General features: G+C 69.4%; 20 protein-coding genes and 2 pseudogenes. 12 read left to right on the top strand and 10 right to left on the bottom strand.

Annotated elements, in window-relative coordinates; genetic code table 11:
- Positions 1-32 precede the first annotated feature (32 nt).
- Complete coding sequence (locus Sri02f_RS26425; RefSeq protein WP_109003824.1) at positions 33-947, bottom strand: NADP-dependent oxidoreductase; 915 nt, start codon at positions 945-947, stop codon at positions 33-35.
- A gap of 368 nt (positions 948-1315) precedes the next feature.
- Here Sri02f_RS26425 and Sri02f_RS26420 point away from each other — a divergent pair, with 368 nt between their 5' ends.
- Entirely contained in the window at positions 1316-1711 is a 396-nt protein-coding gene (locus Sri02f_RS26420) for a hypothetical protein (RefSeq protein WP_109003823.1), read from the top strand.
- Between the two features lie 447 nt (positions 1712-2158).
- Positions 2159-2560, top strand: a complete 402-nt coding sequence (locus Sri02f_RS26410; RefSeq protein ID WP_109003822.1) for a hypothetical protein — start codon at positions 2159-2161, stop codon at positions 2558-2560.
- Between the two features lie 255 nt (positions 2561-2815).
- Here Sri02f_RS26410 and Sri02f_RS26405 read toward each other — a convergent pair whose 3' ends face one another.
- Both Sri02f_RS26405 and Sri02f_RS26400 read right to left on the bottom strand, forming a co-directional pair.
- Complete coding sequence (locus Sri02f_RS26405) at positions 2816-3934, bottom strand: fatty acid desaturase family protein (RefSeq protein WP_109003821.1); 1119 nt, start codon at positions 3932-3934, stop codon at positions 2816-2818.
- 7 nt (positions 3935-3941) lie between these two features.
- The gene (locus tag Sri02f_RS26400; RefSeq protein ID WP_109003820.1) at positions 3942-4997 is read right to left on the bottom strand and encodes a ferredoxin reductase; all 1056 of its coding nucleotides are present in this window, start codon (positions 4995-4997) and stop codon (positions 3942-3944) included.
- A gap of 87 nt (positions 4998-5084) precedes the next feature.
- Here Sri02f_RS26400 and Sri02f_RS26395 point away from each other — a divergent pair, with 87 nt between their 5' ends.
- Positions 5085-6224 (top strand): PucR-like N-terminal domain-containing protein, encoded by a 1140-nt coding sequence (locus Sri02f_RS26395; protein ID WP_109003819.1) that lies wholly within the window; start codon positions 5085-5087, stop codon positions 6222-6224.
- A gap of 182 nt (positions 6225-6406) precedes the next feature.
- On the opposite strand, the gene Sri02f_RS26390 is transcribed toward Sri02f_RS26395, so the two are convergent.
- Positions 6407-6745 (bottom strand): thioredoxin family protein, encoded by a 339-nt coding sequence (locus Sri02f_RS26390; protein WP_109003818.1) that lies wholly within the window; start codon positions 6743-6745, stop codon positions 6407-6409.
- A 329-nt stretch (positions 6746-7074) separates the two neighbouring features.
- Entirely contained in the window at positions 7075-7980 is a 906-nt protein-coding gene (locus Sri02f_RS26380) for an oxidoreductase (protein WP_109003816.1), read from the bottom strand.
- A gap of 402 nt (positions 7981-8382) precedes the next feature.
- On the opposite strand from Sri02f_RS26380, the gene Sri02f_RS26375 reads away from it, so the two are divergent.
- The gene (locus Sri02f_RS26375) at positions 8383-9225 is read left to right on the top strand and encodes a class I SAM-dependent methyltransferase (protein WP_109003815.1); all 843 of its coding nucleotides are present in this window, start codon (positions 8383-8385) and stop codon (positions 9223-9225) included.
- Here Sri02f_RS26375 and Sri02f_RS43055 read toward each other — a convergent pair.
- The 3 genes and pseudogenes from Sri02f_RS43055 to Sri02f_RS44140 form a co-directional block, all read right to left on the bottom strand.
- On the bottom strand, positions 9205-9633 hold the full coding sequence (locus Sri02f_RS43055) for a hypothetical protein (protein ID WP_245970805.1): 429 nt from the start codon (positions 9631-9633) through the stop codon (positions 9205-9207). The genes Sri02f_RS26375 and Sri02f_RS43055 overlap by 21 nt on opposite strands.
- The gene (locus Sri02f_RS43050; protein WP_245970804.1) at positions 9630-9950 is read right to left on the bottom strand and encodes a hypothetical protein; all 321 of its coding nucleotides are present in this window, start codon (positions 9948-9950) and stop codon (positions 9630-9632) included. Before Sri02f_RS43050 ends, Sri02f_RS43055 begins: the two co-directional genes overlap by 4 nt.
- A gap of 49 nt (positions 9951-9999) precedes the next feature.
- A pseudogene (locus Sri02f_RS44140) lies at positions 10000-10110 on the bottom strand (transposase); the annotation flags it as partial.
- A gap of 212 nt (positions 10111-10322) precedes the next feature.
- Between Sri02f_RS44140 and Sri02f_RS26365 the strand changes: the two are divergent.
- The 7 genes from Sri02f_RS26365 (at position 10323) to Sri02f_RS26335 (ending at position 17717) form a co-directional block, all read left to right on the top strand.
- Positions 10323-11144, top strand: coding sequence for a helix-turn-helix transcriptional regulator (locus Sri02f_RS26365; protein ID WP_109003813.1), 822 nt, complete (start codon positions 10323-10325; stop codon positions 11142-11144).
- A gap of 113 nt (positions 11145-11257) precedes the next feature.
- Entirely contained in the window at positions 11258-12199 is a 942-nt protein-coding gene (locus Sri02f_RS26360; RefSeq protein ID WP_109003812.1) for an NADP-dependent oxidoreductase, read from the top strand.
- A 341-nt stretch (positions 12200-12540) separates the two neighbouring features.
- Positions 12541-12828, top strand: coding sequence for a hypothetical protein (locus Sri02f_RS26355; protein WP_109003811.1), 288 nt, complete (start codon positions 12541-12543; stop codon positions 12826-12828).
- Between the two features lie 423 nt (positions 12829-13251).
- On the top strand, positions 13252-14337 hold the full coding sequence (locus tag Sri02f_RS26350; RefSeq protein WP_109003810.1) for an S-(hydroxymethyl)mycothiol dehydrogenase: 1086 nt from the start codon (positions 13252-13254) through the stop codon (positions 14335-14337).
- Between the two features lie 596 nt (positions 14338-14933).
- Entirely contained in the window at positions 14934-15296 is a 363-nt protein-coding gene (locus Sri02f_RS26345) for a bifunctional 3-phenylpropionate/cinnamic acid dioxygenase ferredoxin subunit (RefSeq protein ID WP_109003809.1), read from the top strand.
- Entirely contained in the window at positions 15293-16456 is a 1164-nt protein-coding gene (locus tag Sri02f_RS26340; protein WP_109003808.1) for an NAD(P)/FAD-dependent oxidoreductase, read from the top strand. Before Sri02f_RS26345 ends, Sri02f_RS26340 begins: the two co-directional genes overlap by 4 nt.
- A 130-nt stretch (positions 16457-16586) precedes the next feature.
- The gene (locus Sri02f_RS26335) at positions 16587-17717 is read left to right on the top strand and encodes an aromatic ring-hydroxylating oxygenase subunit alpha (RefSeq protein ID WP_109003807.1); all 1131 of its coding nucleotides are present in this window, start codon (positions 16587-16589) and stop codon (positions 17715-17717) included.
- A 1-nt stretch (position 17718) separates the two neighbouring features.
- Here Sri02f_RS26335 and Sri02f_RS26330 read toward each other — a convergent pair whose 3' ends face one another.
- Together Sri02f_RS26330 and purU are read right to left on the bottom strand one after the other, a co-directional pair.
- Positions 17719-18516, bottom strand: coding sequence for an IclR family transcriptional regulator (locus Sri02f_RS26330; protein WP_109003806.1), 798 nt, complete (start codon positions 18514-18516; stop codon positions 17719-17721).
- A 369-nt stretch (positions 18517-18885) separates the two neighbouring features.
- Positions 18886-19758 (bottom strand): formyltetrahydrofolate deformylase, encoded by an 873-nt coding sequence (gene purU / locus Sri02f_RS26325; RefSeq protein ID WP_109003805.1) that lies wholly within the window; start codon positions 19756-19758, stop codon positions 18886-18888.
- A gap of 218 nt (positions 19759-19976) precedes the next feature.
- On the opposite strand from purU, the pseudogene Sri02f_RS26320 reads away from it, so the two are divergent.
- A pseudogene (locus tag Sri02f_RS26320) lies at positions 19977-20666 on the top strand (aldehyde dehydrogenase family protein); the annotation flags it as partial.

Below are 20666 nucleotides of genomic sequence, written 5' to 3'. Positions count from 1 at the left end.
ACTCCCTGGCCTGAAGAGTTGAAGGCGACCGGTCAGTCGACGGTGAGGACGATCTTGCCGCGGTTGTGGCCGGCATCGCTGGCTTGCTGTGCCTTGGCGGCTTCAGTCAGCGGGTAGGTGGCGCTGATCGTGGTCACCAGTGTGCCGTCGGCGACCTGTCGGGCCAGTTCGGTCAGCCGCGCGGCGGAGCGGCGCTGCGGGCCCTCGGCGAAGACGACGCCGAGCTCGCGGGCGCGGAAGTCGGCGGTGGTGACGATCCGGTCGGTGCCGCCGCGCAGGGTGATGGAGTCCTCCAGTGCACCCTTGCCCGCGGCGTCGAAGACGGCGTCCACCCCTTGGGGGGCGAGCTCGCGGACCCGCTGGACCAGGTTGTCCCCGTAGACCAGCGCGGTCGCGCCGAGCGAGGTGACGTACTCCTGGTTGGCGGCTCCGGCCGTGCCGATGACGCGGGCCCCGCGTGCGACGGCGAGCTGGACGGCGATGGTGCCGAGCGCGCCGGACGCTCCATGGATCAGCAGCGTCTCACCCGAGGTGACGCCGAGCAGGTCCAGCACGCGTTCGGCGCCATCACTCGCCACGGGCAGAGCGGCGGCGTGGGTCCAGTCCAGGCCGGCCGGCTTCGGCGCGAGGACGGCCGCGGATGCCAGAGCGTACTGGGCGTAGGAGCCGGTGTCCGACCAGCCCAGGACCTCGTCCCCCGTCTTCAGGTGGTCGACGCCCTCGCCGACGGCGTCGACCACGCCGGCGATCTCCCCGCCGGGGACGGCGGGCAGCGTGGTGGGGAAGACGGCCTCCATGACACCGGAGCGGATCTTGCCGTCCACCGGATTGACGCCGACAGCCTGTACACGCACACGGACCTGGCCGAAGCCGGGCTGAGGAACGTCGATCTCCGCCTCGTGCAGAACCTCGGTACCGCCGAACGTGTCGAAAACGATGGCCTTCATCACGATGGTCTCCTCAGGAAGAATGCTGCGCCGACCACTTCTGTGGCTAGCCACATAAAAGTATCACCGAATATGTGGCTAGCCAAGTAATGGCTCCAGGGGATCTCGCGGTCCGGTGGCCCGATGGCCCGGCGCACGGACACCTGCGCCGACCGGCCTCCTTCGGCGGGCCCCGGGCCGCACTCGCCGGGTTCGGCAGACCGGCTCGGCTTCTGTCTGCCCGTCGCAGGGTGTGCGGGCAACGGTCGACGAGGAGCTTCGACCGTGCGGGACCGGAGGCCGGGGTGGGATGATCCTGTCCTCGCCGGTACGCACGCCTGACAGGACCCCGCCTACCGGCTCGCACTGACGAGGAATGCGAAGGACCGATGATGCTGAACGTGGGCCAACGGGTGCGGCTGGCGGCGGACCTCCGGTTGGCCGGGTCGGTGATCCCGGCCGAGGAGCCCCCGGAGGAAACGGGTGCCTTCGTCGCCTCGGTGGCCCTGGCGGCAGGCGTCGAAGGCACTGTCGAGCGGGTGGACGAGCATCACCGGCAGCAGAGCCACGAGGTCCGCGAGTACCTGCGCCTCAAGTCGCTCCTCGACGACTTCGGCCATCAGATGCCGCCGGGGAGCAGAAGGCAACTGGAGGAGCAGGTGAGGGCTTTGGAAGAGCAGTGGGCCGCCTATCAGCGGCGCATGCTCCGCGTCACGGTGCGCGTCCGGCTCGACAACGGATTCGTCCTCGACGACGTCCCCGAGGAGGCTTTCGCCTCTGCCTGACCAGGATCAGCACGCGACGCCGTCCCGCTGGGGGAGTCGTATGCACTGACGAACCGCGAAGTCTCAAGGTGGCCGACGCCACCGGGGGTCTCTCCTCCGGTCTCGTCGCCTCCGCCGCCAGCTGGAGCAGAACACCGTGAAGGCCACCGGCATCACCGACCGGGCGTGGCCGCATACCGGGATCACCGGGGAGTGTCTGCCGCAGGAACTCGGCTTCGGTCGGGCGTGACCTGGATCTCGGCGTGAATCCGCTGACCGCCCGTCGCGGCGCCGAGCACGGCTCCGGCGTCGGCACCCAATGCTGGGTTGTGGAGCGCGCGCCACCCATCTGCCCTGGTTCCGCCGCCTGCGGATCCGCTGGGAGATCCGCGACGGCATCCATGAAGCCTTCCTCACCCTCGGCTCCGCGCTGATCTGCTGGAGGAGGCTCCGCCGACTACGGGCAGCATGAGGTGGCAGTGCGGGGATTCAGGGTCCAGCGGCCCCTTCCGCCAGATCCTTGATCGCGGCGAGGGGGTATTCGGCAACGTCCTCGCCGCGGTCCTCGCCGCCATCAACTTCCTGAACTGGCTCGACACCCAGCACCTGAGTCTCTCCCAGCTCCAGCAGCGGCATCCGGACACCTGGGCGATCGGCCGGCCAACCCTGCGCTCCCGTTCCATCCCCTTCCTCCGCTGGAGCACTGCACGACGCCTCTGCCCGCCCGATCTGGTCATCGAGCACTCAGCCGCCCGACTCCCGGGCCACTTCCGGGCCGAGGACGAGCACCGAAAAGAGCTGCTGCGCTGCTTCAGTGACACCCCGTTGCCCCTGGAGGTCCGCGTCGCGGCTGCTCTCGTCCGCCTCTAGGCCTGTCCGACGGTACGGGGCCGATTCATGGACCGCTCGTCCGACGCCGGGCCGACGGCCGGAGCGCCCCCCCACCTTGCCGCACGCGTCGGCATGGACCGCTGGGGCCGACCGGTCGGCCTGCGTACGGCTGGGCCTAATGCCATCTCGGGAAGGGGCCCCGTCCCGCTATGGCATGGCATGGCATGGCTGAAGTCTTCCGAACCCCGCCAGCCGACTCTGACAGCGTTCGACCTGCGTCTGACGCCCCCGGAATCAGGCGGCGATGAGCTCCTGCTCGCGGTCCGGCGTGGTGACCTCGGGCTTCTTGTTCGGCAGCGAGAGCCGGACGACCTTGTGCCAGGCGGAGAACACCTGCTTGGGCAGCGGGCCGGTAACGTACTGCAGCTCGTACTTCTCGAACAGCGCGCGCACCTTCACCGCGACCTCGGCGTACCGGTTGCTCGGCAGGTCCGGGAACAGGTGGTGCTCGATCTGGTGCGAGAGGTTGCCGGTCATGAAGTGCATGGCCTTGCTGCCGCTGATGTTCGCCGAGCCCATCATCTGGCGCAGGTACCACTGACCGCGCGTCTCGCCCCTGATCGACCGGCGCTCGAAGACCTGCACGCCCTCGGGGAAGTGCCCGCACATGATCACCGAGTGGGTCCAGATGTTGCGGACCAGGTTCGCGGTGAACGTGGCGGCGAGGGTGGTGAGGAACGACGGGCCCGACAGCAGCGGGTGGATCACGTAGTCCTTGAGCACCTGCTTGCGGATCTTGCGGCCCACGGCCCTGGCCCGCGCGCGGAACTCCGGGTTCTTGCGGCGGCGCTTGTTCAGGTTCTTGCCGAGCTCCAGGTCGTACGCTGCGATGCCGTACTCGAAGAAGCAGGCGTTGAGGAAGTTCCACAGCGGCTGGCCGAGGTGGAACGGGTGCCACTTCTGGTCCTCGTCGACGCGCATGATGCCGTAGCCGAGGTCGTTGTCCTTGCCGATCACGTTGGTGTACGTGTGGTGCAGCTCGTTGTGCGAGTGTTTCCACTGCTCGGCAGGCGAGACGTGATCCCAGTCCCAGGTGGTGGAGTGGATCTTCGGGTCCCGCATCCAGTCCCACTGGCCGTGCAGGATGTTGTGGCCGATCTCCATGTTGTCCATGATCTTCGCCACGGACAGCCCAGCGGTGCCGATCAGCCACGCGGGCGGGAAGAACGAGAACAGCAGCACGCCCCTGCTGACCAGCTCGAGCTTGCGCTGCGCCGAGATGACCTTGCGGATGTAGGCGGCGTCCTTCTCGCCGCGGCCGGCGATCACCTCGTCGCGGATCGCGTCCAGCTCGCGGCCGAGCTCCTCGATCTGCTCCGCGGTCAGGTGGGCGGTGGGGTCGATGGCGGTCAAGATGCTCCTACCGTTCGATGTCGCAGGGGCCCGCAGCGGCGGACACGCAGGTCTGGATGAGGACGCCCGGCTCGGCCTCGGTGATCTCGCCGGTGCGCAGGTCGCGGACGGCGCCCGCCTTGAGCGGCGTGACGCAACCGAAGCAGATCCCCATGCGGCACCCGGACGGCATGAGCACGCCAGCCTCCTCGCCGACGTCCAGCAACGGCGTGGCGCCGTCCGCGTCGACGGTCTTGCCGGTGGCGCTGAAGGTGACCTCGCCACCGTCGCCGGCGACGACGATGCTGGGGCGGAAGCGTTCGGTATGCAGGCGCGCTTCGACGCCGTGCTCGGTCCAGTGCTCTTCGGCGGCGTCGAGCAGACCCGCGGGCCCGCAAGCCCAGGTCTCGCGCTCGGCCCAGTCGGGCACGAGTTCGTCGAGACGGGCGATGTCGAGCATGCCGTCCGTGTCGGTGTGCACCTCGGTGAGCCGCAGCTTCTTGTCCGCGACCAGGCCGTGCAGTTCGTTGCGGAAGATCACGTCCTGCGGCTGTGGAGCGCAGTGGACCATGACGGCGTCGTCGAACTCGATGTCGCGCAGCATGCCCATGACGGGCGTGATGCCGCTGCCGGCCGTCAGGTACAGCACCTTGGCGGGCTTGGCCTGCGGCAGCACGAAGTCGCCGGTCGGCTGGTCGAGCTGGATCAGCGTGCCCGGTTTCGCCCGGCGGACCAGGTGGTTGCTGACCTTGCCGTCCGGGATCGCCTTCACGGTGATCGTGACGCGGCCGTCCCTGCGGTTCGTCGGCGAGGTGAGGGAGTAGGCACGCCACAGGCGCACCCCGTCGACGTCGACCCCGACCCGCACGTACTGACCGGCTGTGTGGCCCCGCCAGCCCCGTCCCGGCCTGATCACGACGGTCGCGGCGTCGGCCGTCTCTGGGTGCACGGCCTCGATGCGCCCACGCAGGTCAGCGCCCGCACGCAGCGGACTGACCAGGTCGAGGTAGTCCGACGGCAGCAGCGGCGTCGTGACCATCTCCAGCAGTTTCCACGCCCTGCTGCGGAGGGCTGCACTCGTCATGACTCCAGCTTGCTGTGCCTCAGGGCGTAAAGTCCTGACCGAAGGACGTAAATCTGGTCGGCTGAATTGTTCGCAGGGAACAAAAACGTGAGCCATGCAATCAGGAGGGTCAGCGAACTGGCCCTCGATGAGACGACGGTCACAGCACTCCGGGCCGCGCTGAAGACCACCGCCGACGAAGTCGTCCAGGCGATCATCGACGAGGTCCCTCCCTACGCCAACGCCCTGTCGGGTCACATGGGCGGCACCATCCGCCGAGCCGTCCGCACCGCCCTGGGGCACTACCTGGACCTCGCGAGCGGGAACGCCACAGGCGGCGACGCGGGTGACGCGGCCTACGAGCTGGGCCGCGGCGAGGTGCGCGACGGCCGTTCGATGGACGCCCTGCTCAGCGCCTACCGCGTCGGCGCGCGCGTGGCCTGGCGATGCCTGGCAGCGGGTGCCGTACCCGCAGGCCTGCCCGCCGCCGAGGTCGCCAAGTTCGCCGAGCTGACCTTCGCCTACATCGACGAGCTCTCCGCCGCGAGCGCCGCGGGCCACGCCGACGAACTGGCCGCCAGGGGCAGGGCCCACGAGCGCCACCTGGAACACCTGGCCCGCGACCTCCTCGCCGGCGCGAGCCCGGACGTGCTGCTGGCCTCCGCTCAACGGGCCGGATGGCAGCCTCCGGTTTCGCTGACCGCGGTCCTGCTGCCCGCCGTCCAGGCCCGGCCCGCCTACCGCGCGCTCGACCCGAGCACCCTCGTCCTCGACGATCTGCCGGATGCCACCGGTGTGCTGCTCGTCCCCGATGCCGACCGATCACATCTCCTGCGGCGGCTGACCGACCGCACCGCCGTGGTCGGCCCGGCGCGGCCATGGACCCGTGCGTCCGCCTCGTACGCACGAGCCGCACGCGCGCGCTCCCTCTCCTCCGATATCCGTGACACCGAGGACCACCTGCCCGAGCTGGTGCTGAGCGCCGACGTGGAGGCGTTCGCAGACCTGCGTGCCCGAGCCCTCGCACCGTTGCGGACCTTGCCTGTCGCGACCGCGGAGCGGCTGGAGGAGACGTTGCGGGCGTGGCTGCTGCACCAGGGGAGACGGGACGAGGTGGCGGCGGCCTTGTTCGTCCATCCCCAGACAGTCCGGTACCGGATGTCGCAGCTGCGGGAGCTGTTTCCGGATCTCGCCTCGCCACACCGGGTCCTTGAGCTGACACTGGCGGTCGGTCTCCGGGCCGGCTGACGTGTACTTCGACCGTGGGCGCTGTCTCAGAGGAGTGCGGTGGCGGGTACGGCTCGACCGGATCCGGTGACGACGGGCCAAGCGGACGGTAGCCGTAGACCGAGCCCCCAGGTGTCTCAGGCCGCGCAGCTCCCATAGACCAGACGTGACGGGCGTCGCGGGCCGCGTGCCGCAGCGGCTGCTCAGAGGTGGGCGTCCAGGAACTTCCGTACCTCGGCGACGGTCACAGGCCCCGCGCCGTGCGCCACCGCCTCTCCCTCCCGGAGCAGGACGTACGACGGCGCTCCGGTGATCCCGAAGCGCTCGGTCGCGGCCGGACAACGCGTGATGTCGGTGCGGACGGCCGTCAGACGGCCCGTGTATTCGTCGGCGATTCCCCCGACGACGAGGTCCATCGCCTGGCAGGGCTCGATTGCCTTGGGCCATGTTCCGGTGAAGTATGCGAGGACCGGAACTCGGCTCATCCCGAGGATGAAATCGAACTCCGCGTCCTCACGGGGTCGGTGCACCCGCTTCGCCATGGACACTCCTGACCTCACGTTCCGTCATTCCATCCCCATCATCTCTCGCGCGGTCTGCTGGGCCGGAGCTGGCCACACTGAAGACGGCGGCCGAGAACCACCGGCAGGCCCCCGATCTCGTCCGCGTCGACGGAGACCAGGGCCCTGAACCCGTCCTTCTCCAGACTTTGATGTGTCTCATGAGACATCATCTCGCGTCTGGGCCCCCAGAAAAGATCAAGCATGCAGGGGTGATGGCGATTCCTGAAAACGACCAGGGGCACTCCTCGCCCCACTCGGTTCGGTTCTCAACGGAGTGGGGACGTTCACTGAACATCGCGAGCAGAGTCTCAGTCGGTGCCCTCGTCCGGCTTGGCGAGGAGAGCCAATTCCTCTTCGGCCAGGCGCAGACTTCCGGCGGCGATGTTCTCCGCGAGGTGCGCCGGGTTCCTGGTGCCGGGAATGGCCAGCAGGTGCGGACCGCGGTGGAGGGTCCAGGCGAGCCTTACCTGGGCCGGCGTCGCATGGTGGGCGTCGGCGACGGAGAGGACCCGCGCATCGTGCTCACGGCCTGCGGCCGCCTCGCGCCGCAGGCCGGAGACCGCGAAGAACGGGACGAAGGCGATGCCCTGTTCCCCGCACAGGTCCACCAGCCCCCTCTCGTCGGCACGGCGCCAGTCCAGGCCGTAGGAGTTCTGTACGCAGACCACGGGCGCGATCTTCTGGGCCTCGACCACGTGCTCAGGCAGGACAGCGGAGAGCCCGAGGTGCCGGACCAGGCCGGCCTCGCGTAGCTCGGCGAGGGCGCCGAAGTGCTCGGCGATCGAGGCCGTGCGAGGGCCGCCGGCGCGGAGGTTCACCACGTCCAGGCAGTCCCGGCCGAGCTGGCGCAGGTTCTCCTCGACCTGGCCACGCAACTGGTCGGGGCGAACGGTGTCGAGCCACTCGCCGGAGGGATCGCGTCCCGGGCCGACCTTGGTCACCACGACCACATCGCCGGACCAGGACGAGAGGGCGCGGTTGATGAGCTCGTTCGCGGACCGCAGTGGTGAGAAGTAGAAGGCGGCCGTGTCGATGTGGTTGACCCCCTGCTCGAACGCGCTGTGCAGCAGGCCGATGGCGTCATCGCGGTCGATCGGCGGGCCGTCGGAGTTGCCCATCATGCCGTTGCCCGTCAGCCGCATCGCGCCGTAGCCGATGCGATTCACCTCCAGGTCCCCGAGCTTCCAGGTCCCTGCTGCCGCTGCTGCGCTCACCGTGCTCCTTCATCCGTCGGTTCGTCAGGTCCTGGAGTATGGGGCCGTCACGGTGTGCTGCGACAGGTCGTCGGGCTGGGCGAAACGTCACGTCCCTGTCGGGAACTAACGATCGCTACAGAGCCGTTGTGCCTGGTAAGAGAGCGTCGGTCGGGGCGAGCTTTCAGACCTTGTGCCTCTTTCCTGCTGAGGCAGAGGCCGATGGTGGCTGCGTCCAGCACGGCCGGACAATGCGATCACCACCCCGCCGGTCGGTTGGGACTCAGACGGGTGAGACGGAACGCGACCTGCCCGCGAGCAGCGAGTGGGGAAACGAGGCGAGCAGGTTCGTCCCGTGTCCGAGTACAGGGTGGGCATTTTCAAATAGCCCTATCAGGGGCCGCTCGTGTCAGGATGCTGGGCATGTCTGGGCGCGCGCTGAGTTTCGGAGTGGTGGCGGAAGCATACGAACGGTTCCGGCCGGGGTATCCCGTGGAGCTGTTCGACATGGTCGTGGCTTATGCGGGCCGCCCGGTTCGGACCGCCCTTGAGATCGGTGCTGGGACAGGCAAGGCAACCCGCCTGTTCGCTCAACGAGGGGTCATGGTCACCGCGACCGATCCTGACGGGGCCATGCTCGCCGAACTGCGCAAGCACGTGCCGACGAACGTCAGAACGGTGCAAGCCGCGTTCGAGGACTTGCGACCGGTTGAACGGTATGGACTGGTCTATGCGGCAGCCGCGCTGCATTGGACGAACCCGGAGGGCCGGTGGTCGCGCGTGGCCGCGCTGCTGGAACCGGGTGGCGTATTCGCCTCATGCGGCGGGCCATTTCGACTGGCTGATCCGGATGTGGAGGAAGTTGTCCGCGCGGCGCGAGCACCATTCTTGGAGAGTGACGAGATTCCGTCGCCTGACGGGACGCCTCCGGATCATGAGATGCAGTGGCCGGGTACGGAGCTGCAACAGTCTGAGTGGTTCACCGGCGTTCAGCAGTCCGTGATCGAACGGCGCGTGACGATGAGCGCTCCCGACTACGTTGGTCATCTCTCCACCATCTCGGCTTATCTCGTCTTGCCGACCGCGGAGCGAGAGCAGGTATTCAGCCAGATCATGCAGGTACTGCCGGACAGTGTCGAGATGGCCGCCGACATCACCGTCCATCTCGCGCGTCGGCGCCACCAGGATGGATCACGTCACCTCACCATGCCAGCCCGCCGGCCCCAGGCTGGTTCCGAGCCACTTTCACTCGCGTGTGGCGTGTGATCGGTCGAGCGGGATGACGACGGCTGAGCGTTGGGCGATCTGCTCGCGGAGGGCAGTGTTCTCCGCGAGCAGGGCCGCGATGACCGTGGCGGCGGCGTCGACTTCGTCCTGGAGTCGTTGTCGCTCGTGTCGGTTGTCTCGCAGTTGGCGGCGGAGGCGGGCGATCTCCGCGGCCTGGGCCTGGTCGTGTTTGCTTGCCGCGCTCTGGCTGACGTGGTTATCCCAGTCGACGAGCACTGCGGTTGCGCGGTTCATCGTGGCCCGGCTGACGCCCGCCTCCCGCCAGAGGTTCTGCTTGGTGAGCTTGCCGTCGGTGCGGACGGGCCGACCAGTGAAGAGCCGTTCCATGGCCTCTCGAAGGGCCTTCTCGGCCGTGGCGGAGAGACCGGGCCGGGTGGGGACGGTCATGCTTCTCCCGCCTTGGTGAGCGCGATCTCGACGTCGCGGATCTGCTGGTCGATCAGGGCTTTGCGGTTCGCCGGGAGTGCGGGGAGGCTCCGCAGTTTGGTCAGGGAGGCATGCTCGGCCTGCCAGATAGGCAGGTGCTCTGGGGCGATGATGCTGTAGCCGCAGCGTGCGGGCTGGCAGCGGTCGATGAGTGGCCCTCGGTGTCCTGGGGGCACGGTGGCGTCTTCGAGGCACTTCGCGCCGACGGGATTGTTCTCGTCCAGGGTGCAGTGGTTGAGCTTTCCGAACCGGATCGATAGGTGCGTGCGTTTGAGCACGCTCGCCGGTGTCCGCCTCGGCTCGGCGGACCCAGCCGCGCAGGGCCTCCTTGTGGATGCCCAGGTCCTTGGCGACAGGCACGATCGGGCGACCGGTGGTGCGGACCTCGCGGACGGCCCGCTCGCGCAGCTCGTCCGGGTATTTACGTGGTGCTGGCACTGCTCGTGGTTCTCCTGCGGGCCGGGATCATAAGCCTGGCTTCAGGGACTCCACGAAACCGGGGTCAGCTCAGAGGTGAATCAGCGTGTCCAGGAGCCGGGCGACGGAGACGAGCTCGTCAGCCAGGGACAACTTGTCCGCGGTGAGAACTGCCCTTCATCCGGTTCCCGGTTCACGTCAAGATTGTCCTGTCGAACAGAGGAGACCGGACGATGGATCGGGCGTTGCTGGCGGATTTTCTCCGAGCGCGTCGTGAGGCGCTGCAGCCGGAGGATGTCGGGCTTCCCCGCGGGCAGCGGCGCCGCACCGGCGGGCTGCGGCGCGAGGAGGTGGCGGTGCTGGCCGGGATGTCGGCCGACTACTACAGCCGAATCGAGCAGCAGCGAGGTCCGGCGCCGTCGGAGCGGATGCTCGTCGCGCTCGCCCGGGCGCTGCGTCTCAACCAGAGCGAGCGTGACCACCTCTTCATCCTGGGCGGGATCCCGGCGCCGCGGCGGATCCTGCGGGACGACTACATCGGCCCCACGATGATGAGGATCGTCGCGGGCCTCTCGGACGTGCCCGCGATCGTGCTGTCACGGCTCGGCGAGGCGTTGCTGCAGACGCGCCCGGCGGTCGCCCTGCTCGGTGACTACACCCAGTACTCGGGCATGTCCCGTTACCTGGTCTACCGCTGGTTCACCGGTGATCCGCGGGTGCGTGGCCTGTACCCCGTCGAGGACCATCCGATACGGGGCAGGGTCTTCGCCGCGGAGATCCGGGACGCCTACACGGCGGATCCCACAGGGAGGGCCGGTGAGATTGTCGCGGCGCTGCTGGAGGTCAGTTCCGAGTTCGCGAACATCTGGCGGTTGCACGAGGTGGGAGTGACCCATCATCACGACCTCAAGCGCTACCTGCACCCCGAGTTGGGGGAGCTGGAGCTGTACGCCGAGATGCTGTTGGATCCGGAGCAGTGCCAGACGCTGCTGGTGTTCACCGCCGTGCCTGGTTCCCCGAGCCACGGCAAGCTCCGGCTCCTGGCCGCCGTCTAAAACCTGCCGTCCCTCACACGCCTGAAGGCACTGTCTCGAAGCCGAGACGTGCCCAGGTCTCACGATGCTTCACATGCGCATCATCTTCTCTGCCATGAAAGGCGGCATTTGTCATGAAAGCAGTGCGTTTCCATGAGTACGGCACTCCGGACGTCTTGCGTTACGAGGACGTGGAACGACCGGTCCCCGCGGCCGGGGAGGTCCGGATCCGGGTGGCCGCGACGTCGTTCAACCCGGTCGACGGCAACATCCGCGCGGGCTTCATGCAGGGCCCCATCCCGGTGGCCCTGCCGCACACCCCCGGCATCGACGTCGCGGGCACGGTCGACGCGCTGGGCGAGGGCGCGGACACGGTCAGGGCGGGTGACCAGGTTGTCGGCTTCCTGCCGATGACCGGCGCCGGCGCGGCGGCGGAGTACGTGCTCGCACCGGCCGGCCTGCTGACGGCGGCTCCCGCGAGCATCCCGCTGGCCGATGCGGGCGGGCTGCCGCTGGTCGGGCTCACCGCCTGGCAGGCCCTCTTCGACCATGCCAAGCTGACCGCCGGCCAGCGGGTGCTGATCAACGGTGCGGGCGGCGCGGTCGGCGGCTACGCCGTCCAGCTGGCCAAGCACGCCGGCGCACACGTGATCGCCACGGCCGGGCCGCGCAGCAGTGAACGCGTCAGAACGGCGGGCGCCGATGAGGTGTTCGGCCACGGGGTCCCCGAGCTGTCCGCGCTGGTCGACGTCGTGCTCAACCTCGCGCCGGTCGATCCGATGCAATTGGCCGCGCTGACCTCCGTGATCCGCGACGGCGGCATCGTGGTGAACACGACGGTGTGGATGCCCGCGCCCTCCGACGAGGAACGCGGTGTCCGCGGCGTCAACCTGTTCGTCAACAGCGACGCCGCGCAGCTGGCAAGGCTGGTGACGCTGGTGGACTCCGGAGCGCTGCACGTCGACATCGCTCGACGGGTGCCGCTGGCCGAGCTGCCGGCGTTGCACACGGAGGCCGCAGAAGGCGCGCTCTCCGGCAAGGTCCTCGTCCTTCCCCCCACCGCCTCTCTCACCTAAGGCCTGTTCGTTCGGATCACCTCGCAGACGCGGGGGCCGGCACGCGCGTCTGCGGCGTTGTCGTCGGTTGCCGACGCTCCGCGTCGACGCCCTCCTCCGCCTTGCCGCTGCACGCACCAGCCCCCGCTCACCGGCATCGACAGGCCCCGCCGATGCCCGGCGACCTGATCCAAACGACGGACCCCGGGCGACCCTCTCCGGCACGGCGATCGCGTCGCGCCGCCCCACAAGCGGTCGAGTCATCGCGGGGGCTGCGCTCTGCCCGGCGCAGACCCGGCAGCTGCACGGGGCTGTGACTTCCACCCGTGGCGGATCTCCGCGCCGCCAAAGGACACATCCGCTTGGACGTCGACGTCGACGTCGACGCCTTGTTCGGCGTGACGTCGCCTCCCCGCTCATTCATGACGGTGGCAGAGACAGAAGCCCAGGTGAAAGCGGTGATCGGTACCGTCACCCGCAGGGGGCACACGCCCGGCATTCCTCGCACCAGTGGCAATCACGGCGCCTGGCCACTGCCCGGCGTACGCCGTCGGCACACCGGCGTGGCGCCGGCCGTGCTGGGCAGCCGGGGCGCGATGCCACGGCTCGTGGGGCGCGTGCGCCTGCTCGACCGCCCACGGGAGGCATGACCCTGCCCCACCAGGCCCGGGACAGCATGGAGGGCGGGCGGGAAGGCAACGCTGAGCTTCCGACGAAGCAGCCGGTCCGGTTGCCGGCCGTCGCCCGGGTCGGCGCCATGAGTGCAGGACCGGCACCGCGATGTCCTGGCCGAGGCCGCCCACCAGCCGACGCCCGCCGCCCGGCGCCAGGGCCACCGCATGCACGAGTCGGTTCCCCGACCCGCACAGTTTCGCGTCGGACACCACTGTCGGCGATGTGTCACCGGGACGGCACCGGGAGGGGCGCCGGGCGCCTGCGACGAAGTGTGCATCGGGCTGTCGACGGATCCTTGACCCAGGGTCGGCGCTCCACCATGCTGTGTTGCGTTACGCGCGATGAGTATCGCAATAAGAAACGTTGAACTCAGCTCTCGAACCAGCCGAGGAGTGGCCATGGCTCACCAGGTCCGTGCTGTCGTCGCGCGGGGCAAAGGTGCCCCTGTCAGCCTGGAAACGATCGTCGTACCGGACCCGGGCCCGGGTGAGGCGCTGGTGAAGGTCGAGGCCTGCGGGGTCTGTCACACCGACCTGCACTATCGGGAGGGCGGCATCAACGACGACTTCCCCTTCCTGCTCGGCCATGAGGCGGCGGGTGTGGTGGAGTCCGTGGGCGAAGGGGTCGCCGATGTCGCCCCGGGTGACTTCGTGATCCTCAACTGGCGTGCGGTGTGCGGCAGTTGCCGGGCCTGTCGGCGCGGGCGCCCCTGGTACTGTTTCCATACCCACAACGCCACCCAGAAGATGGCCTTGCTCGACGGCACCGAGCTGTCTCCAGCGCTGGGCATCGGCGCGTTCGCGGAGAAGACGCTGGTCGCCGCCGGTCAGTGCACCAAGGTGGACCGCGCCGCGTCGGCGGCGGTCGCCGGTCTGCTGGGCTGCGGGGTGATGGCCGGCATCGGCGCCGCGATCAACACAGGGAACGTCGGCCGCGGCGACTCGGTCGCCGTCATCGGCTGCGGGGGAGTCGGCACCGCGGCGGTCGTCGGATCCGCACTCGCGGGCGCGGCGAAGATCATCGCGGTGGACATCGACGACCTCAAGCTGGAGACCGCCCGGAAGCTGGGCGCGACCCACTCCGTCAACTCCCGCGCGACGGACCCGGTCGAGGCGATCCGTGAGCTGACGGGCGGCTTCGGCGCCGACGTCGTCATCGAGGCGGTCGGCCGCCCGGAGACGTACGAGCAGGCCTTCTACGCCCGTGACCTGGCGGGCACGGTCGTCCTGGTGGGCGTCCCCACCCCGGAGATGAAGCTCGAACTCCCCCTCCTCGACGTCTTCGGCCGTGGCGGCGCCCTGAAGTCCTCCTGGTACGGCGACTGCCTGCCCTCCCGCGACTTCCCCATGCTCATTGACCTCTACCTCCAGAACCGCCTGAACCTGGACGCCTTCGTGACGGAGACTGTCCAGCTCGACGAGGTGGAGAAGGCCTTCGCGCGCATGCGTCAGGGCGACGTCCTGCGTTCCGTCGTGCTCCTGTGACGGCCGAGGGCCGAGGGCTGAGGGCCGAGGGCTGAGGGCCGAGAGCTGAGGGCTGAGGGCTGAAGGCTGAGGGCTGACGCCTGGCGGGCTGCGCTCGACGGGTGACGCCCCGGTCGGCCGCGGTCGCGCAGAGAGGGGGGTGCGCCGTGGTCGCGACCTCTCCTGCGGTCGGCTCGCCGACCGCGTCGGATGGCCGGAGTCGCTGACTCCGCGTCGGCCTCGCGACCTCCACGGCCGGCGCGGAGCCGTAGGGCTTCGGCAGGCCGGGGGAGGCCTTCGCGGTCCGCCTCCCGAGCCGTGCGAGGCGGGCGGACCCGTCGCCCGGCGGGGTCGTGGCATCGCTGATGCGGCCACGGCCCCGCCGGGCTTTCGCGTCCCCCTCCGGGCTCATGCGTCTGCCCGCGCGCCACGCGCCGCGCGGTTGCCGCGAGGGTGACGAGACAGGCTTTCGTTGTTCTATGTGAGGTGAGTTTTGTACACCGCAACGTTCTGGGCGCCTCAGAGGGGGCCTCGAATGCCTTGACAAGGGTTCTGGGCGACTCCAGACTGATGTTGCGCTTACTGCAAACCGTTTCGTTATACGCACCCGAGGTGCCATGATGATTCCCGCGTGCCGTCTCGCGGACCTCCCGCGAGGCGAGGCCCTCCGGCTCGACGTCGACCCGCCGGTCTCGGTGTTCCATACCGACGACGGCGAGGTCTTCGCCATCGACGACACCTGCACCCACCAGGACGCCTCGCTAGCAGACGGCTGGCTGGAGGGCTGCGAGGTGGAATGCCCGCTGCATGCCTCCAAGTTCGACCTGCGCACCGGCGCAGTCGACTCCCCGCCGGCGAAGCTGCCGGTCCGGACGCACGAGGTCGTCGTCGACAACGACATGATCTACGTCCGGCTCTCCACCGAGGCGCCCAACCTGCCGCCCTGCATCTCCGCCCGGCTCGCCGGGGGTCCCGCGTGAGAACCGTCGCCGTGGTCGGCGCCTCCCTGGCCGGCCTGTCGGCGGCGCGCTCGCTGCGCAAGCAGGGCTTCGACGGACGCCTGGTCGTCATCGGGGACGAGCTGCACCGCCCCTACGACAGGCCCCCGCTGTCCAAGGAGTTCCTGAGCGGCACCCTCGGCGAGGCCGAACTAGCCCTGGAGACGGAGGGCGAGGACCTGGCGGCGGAGTGGCTGCTCGGCGCCCGCGCCACCGGCCTCGACCACACCGCACGAACCGTCCGTCTCGCCGACGGGCGCGAGGTGCGCGCCGACGGCTTCGTCATCGCCACCGGTGCCGTGGCGCGCACCCTGCCCGGCTCCGCGGGCCTCGCCGGGGTGCACACCCTGCGCACCCTGGACGACGCCCGCGCCCTGCGGGACGAACTGGCCCGCGGCGGACGCCTGGTGGTGATCGGCGGCGGTTTCATCGGAGCCGAGGTCGCCTCCACCGCCCACACCCTCGGGCTCGACGTGACCGTCGTGGAAGCGGCCCCGACTCCGCTCGCCGGGCCGCTCGGCGCGGCCATGGGCGCCGTCGTCTCCGGCCTCCACGCCGACCACGGTGTGCGGCTGTTGTGCGGCGTGGGAGTCAAGGGCCTCAGCGGGGGGCACCGGGTCGACGCCGTCCTGCTGGACGACGGCCGAAGCATCCCCGCCGACATCGTCGTCGTCGGCATCGGCGCCTCCCCCTGCGTCGGGTGGCTGGAGGGATCCGGCATCGCCCTCGACAACGGCGTGAAGTGCGGTGCGGACGGCCGTACCAGCCTGGCCGGCCTGGTCGCGGTCGGCGACTGCGCCAACTGGTACGACCCCCGGGCCGGCCACCACCGCCGCGTGGAACACTGGACCGGCGCGCGCGAGCGCCCGGATGCCGCCGTCGCCACCCTGCTGGCGGGGGGTGCGGTCGAGCCCGTCGTACCGAGGCCGCCGTACTTCTGGTCGGACCAGTACGGCGTCCGCATCCAGTTCGCCGGCCACGCGGCCGAGGCCGACACCATCACCGTCGAGGCGGGCGCGGCGGACGACCGCGACGTCCTCGCCGTCTACCGGCGCGACGGCCGGCCGGTCGCCGTGCTCGGGATGAACCAGCCGCGGCTGTTCATGCGGGCCCGTAAGCAACTGGCCGCCACCACGGCTTGACGGCACCCCGGCGTCACCCCATGCTGCGGTTGCCCACAGCACGCAGCGTTGCTCCATGCACAACGCCGTCCGGAGCCGTTCCTCCCGGCGTCCGAATGACCCCTCCGCGACGTTTCCCGAGGAGTGCCCCGTGACCTCGACCAGCCTGCCCGACAGCCTGATCGCCACCCTTCCCGGCTCCTCCTACACCGATCCGGCGGTCTTCGCCCAGGAGCAGGAGCGCATCTTCGAGACCATGTGGTTCTGCGTCGCCCGGGCCTCCGAGCTGGCGAAGCCCGGTGCCTTCCGCACCGTCGACGTGGGCCGCGAGAGCATCCTCGTCACCCGGGCCCGGGACGACTCGATCCGCGCGTACTTCAACGTCTGCCGGCACCGCGGGGCCAAGCTCTGCACCGAGGAGTCCGGCGAGGTCAAGCGGGCCTTCCAGTGTCCGTACCACGCCTGGACCTATGACCTGAACGGCAAGCTGGTCGCGGCGCCCAACCTCACCAAGATGCCCGACGTCGGCCGCACCGAGTACGGCCTGGTGAGCGTCGCCGTACGCGTATGGCTCGGCTATGTGTGGGTCTGCCTGGCGGAGAACCCGCCGTCCTTCGAGGAGGACGTCATCGGCGAGGTCGTCGCCCGGCTCGGCGACGTCGAGTCGATCGAGCGGTACGGCGTCGACGGCCTTTCCGTCGGTCGTCGGATCACGTATGACGTGAAGGCGAACTGGAAGCTCATCGTCGAGAACTTCATGGAGTGCTATCACTGCGCCACGATCCATCCCGAACTGACCGAGGTGCTGCCGGAGTTCGCGGACGGGTATGCCGCCCAGTACTACGTGGGCCACGGCGCGGAGTTCGGCGAGGAGGTGCAGGGGTTCACGGTCGACGGCTCCGAGGGCCTGGACCGCATCCCGGGAGTGTCCGAGGACCAGGACCGCCGTTACTACGCGATCACCGTCCGGCCGCAGGTGTTCGTCAACCTGGTCCCCGACCACGTGATCTTCCACCGGATGTACCCGGTGGCCGTGGACCGCACGATCGTCGAGTGCGACTGGCTGTATCTGCCGCACGTCGTCGAGAGCGGCAAGGACGTCAGCCGGTCGGTCGAGCTCTTCGACCGGGTCAACCGCCAGGACTTCGAGGCCTGCGAGCGCACGCAGCCCGGCATGAGCTCCCGGCTGTACGCCAAGGGCGGTGTGCTGGTGCCCAGCGAGCACCACATCGGCGCCTTCCACGACTGGGTGAACGAGCGCCTCGGCACTCCTCAGGGGTGAGTCAGCCCAGATGGCCCATGCGGTGGCTGATCTCGGCGGCGCCCTTGACCAGTACCGGGGACAGCTCGTGCAGCCGCTCTTCCGTGAGCCGGTAGGAGGGGCCGGAGGCGCTCAGCGCGGCGATGACCCGGCCGTCCCGGTCGCGGACCGGCGCGGCCATGGCGTGCAGGCCGACCTCCAATTCCTCCAAGGCGAAGGCGTAACCCCGCTCCCGGGCGGTGACGAGGTGCTTCTCCAGCTTCGCCTTCCCGGTGATGGTGCGCTGGGTGACCTTCTTCATGCCCACGGCGGACAGCAGCTCGGTGCGCTCCTTCGCCGCAAGGTGGGCCAGCAGGATCTTGCCGCTCGACGTGGCGTGCAGCGGGGTGAGCTCGCCCACCCAGTTGTGTGCGGTGACGGCTCCCGGGCCGCGGACCTCGTAGAGGTTGATCGCGTAGTGCTCCTGCATGACGGCGATGTTGACCGTCTCGCCGATCTCCTCGGCGAGACGTTCGCACACGGGACGGCCCTGCTGGGTGATGTCGATGCGCCCGGTGACCGCGCCGGCCAGGCGTACGATGCCGAACCCGAGCCGGTACTTGCCGCGCTCGCCGGCCTGTTCGACGAGGCCGCGCGCCTCCAGGGCGCCGAGCAGCCGGAACGCGGTAGACTTGTGAACGTCGATCTCGGCCGCCACCTCGCTGACACCGGCTTCGCCGCGCTGCGCGAGGATCTCCAGGACGCTGATGGCGCGGTCCACGGACTGCACCCCGCCCGTGGGTGGACTCGACGATTCCGCGTCCAGGCTGTAGTTGCTCATAGTGCAACTATATGCGCAGTAAACAACATGATTGCAACGTGCCGCCCCGAAGCGAAGTTGCACAAGTTGCGCTGTTCGCAACCTGATGCGTATGGCGCGGCCAAGGTGAGTGTGCATCCGTCGTGGTTCCTGCGCTTCGCCGCGGCCGGCGGCTACGCGCCGGAGAAGCTGCTCGCCCGCACGCGCGACGCCGTCGCCGACCCCGGTTCTATGTCAATCAGACGCCGAGACGGAGCGATGGTGGCGGTCCCCGCTGGACCGGCTGGGGGGCTGACCGCACTACTCCTGCGTCCGTCGCCGGACGCCGGACGTCGGACGTCGGACAGGCTTTCGGGCCCGTCCGGCGTTCGTATACGGATGTCGTACCGCTCAGCGGAAGACGACCGTGCGGTTGCCCTCGACCATCACACGGTTCTCGCTGTGCCACTTCACCGCGTGCGCGAGCACCTGGGCCTCCACGTCCCGGCCGACCGTGACCAGCTCGCCGGGGTCCAGCGAGTGGTCCACCCGGACCACGTCCTGCTCGATGATCTGGCCCTCGTCGAGGTCGGACGTCACATAGTGCGCCGTCGCCCCGACGAGCTTCACGCCGCGGTCGTAAGCCTGGTCGTAGGGGCGGGCGCCCTTGAAGCTGGGCAGGAAAGAGTGGTGGATGTTGATGGCGCGGCCGTTCAGCTGCTTGCACAGGTCATCGGAGAGGATCTGCATGTAGCGGGCGAGCACCACCAGGTCGATGTCCAGGTCACGGACCAGTTCGAGCAGCCGCGCCTCGGCCTCCGGCTTGGTGTCCCGGGTCACCGGGACGTGGTGGAACGGGACGTTGTACGTCTCCGCGAGCTTCTCGAACTCCCGGTGGTTGGAGACGATGGCGGGGATCTCGATGTTGAGCGCGCCCGCCCGTCGGCGGAAGAGCAGGTCGTTCAGGCAGTGCCCGAACTTGGACACCATGATCAGGGTCCGGGTCGGTGTGGAGGCGTCGCTGAGGGACCACGAGATGCCGTAGGCCTGGGCGACGGGGCCGAAGCGGTACCGAAGGCCCTCCAGATCGACGGTGGGGTCGGAGACGTCGAAGTGGACCCGCATGAAGAACCGGCCCTGAAGTCGGTCGTCGAACTGCTGGCTTTCCAGGATGTTGCCGGAGTTCCTGACGAGGAAGCCGCTCACGGCGTGAACCAGTCCCGCACTGTCGGGGCAGGAAAGCGTCAGGACGAACTCACGACCCGGTTGCGGTCGAGGGGACATGGGCGGCCTCCGTCGGTGCACATTGCACAACAAGGTGAGCGATACGCAACATGGTCGGCTCGGTGTCGCCTGCGGTCAAGAGTGGGCGATGAAGTGGCCGCATGTCCGAATCGTCATCCCTCGGCATCTTGACGTCCGTCTGGCCAGCCGACAGGGTGTTCCATCACAAGCAATCGGGTGCACGATGCGCAACGCATTTCGTTCGAAGGGCTCGGCGCGTGGCAGACCTGTATGGGGACGGTGAGTGGCGGGACCCGGTGGCCGGTGGTCTCCGGGAGGTCCGGTGTCCCGCCGGCAGCGCTCACGTGGCGACCGTCTCGGAGGCGACGCGTGCCGACACCGAGGCCGCCGTCTTCGCCGCCCGCCGAGCGTTCGACGAAGGTCCTTGGGCGGGGACTCCCGAGCGGGAGCGCGGCGCGCTGCTGCTGCGCACCGTCGGCTTCATCGAGCGCGACACCAGGACCTTCGCACGGGCGGAGTCGCTGGACACCGGCAAACGGCTGGTGGAGAGCGAGTACGACGTCGCCGACGTCGTCTCCTGTCTGCGCTCCTACGGTGGGATCGGGGGCGTTGATCTCCGCGCGGCACCGGGACAGGGCCGAGGCGTATGTCGCGGCGGGTCTGGCCGAGGGCGCGGTGCTGCGCTGCGGCGGCGAGCGCCCCGCCGAGCCCGCCCTGGCGGGTGGTCACTTCTACCCGCCGACCGTGCTGGACGAGTGCCGGCAGGACATGCGGGTGGTGCATGAGGAGTCCTTCGGGTCGGTGCTCACCGTGGAGCGCTTCTCCGGTGAGGACGGCGCCGTGCGCATCGCCGACGACACCGAGTACGGACTGGCTGGGGCGGTGTGGACGCAGGACGCCGGCAAGGCGCAGCGGGTGACCGGCGGCTGCGGCACGGCACGGTGTGG

The organism is Streptomyces rishiriensis (assembly GCF_003112535.1).
Classification (GTDB): domain Bacteria; phylum Actinomycetota; class Actinomycetes; order Streptomycetales; family Streptomycetaceae; genus Streptomyces; species Streptomyces rishiriensis.
The sequence above is the reverse complement of the archived record's forward strand: the minus strand, read 5'-3'. Positions and strand labels throughout refer to the sequence as shown.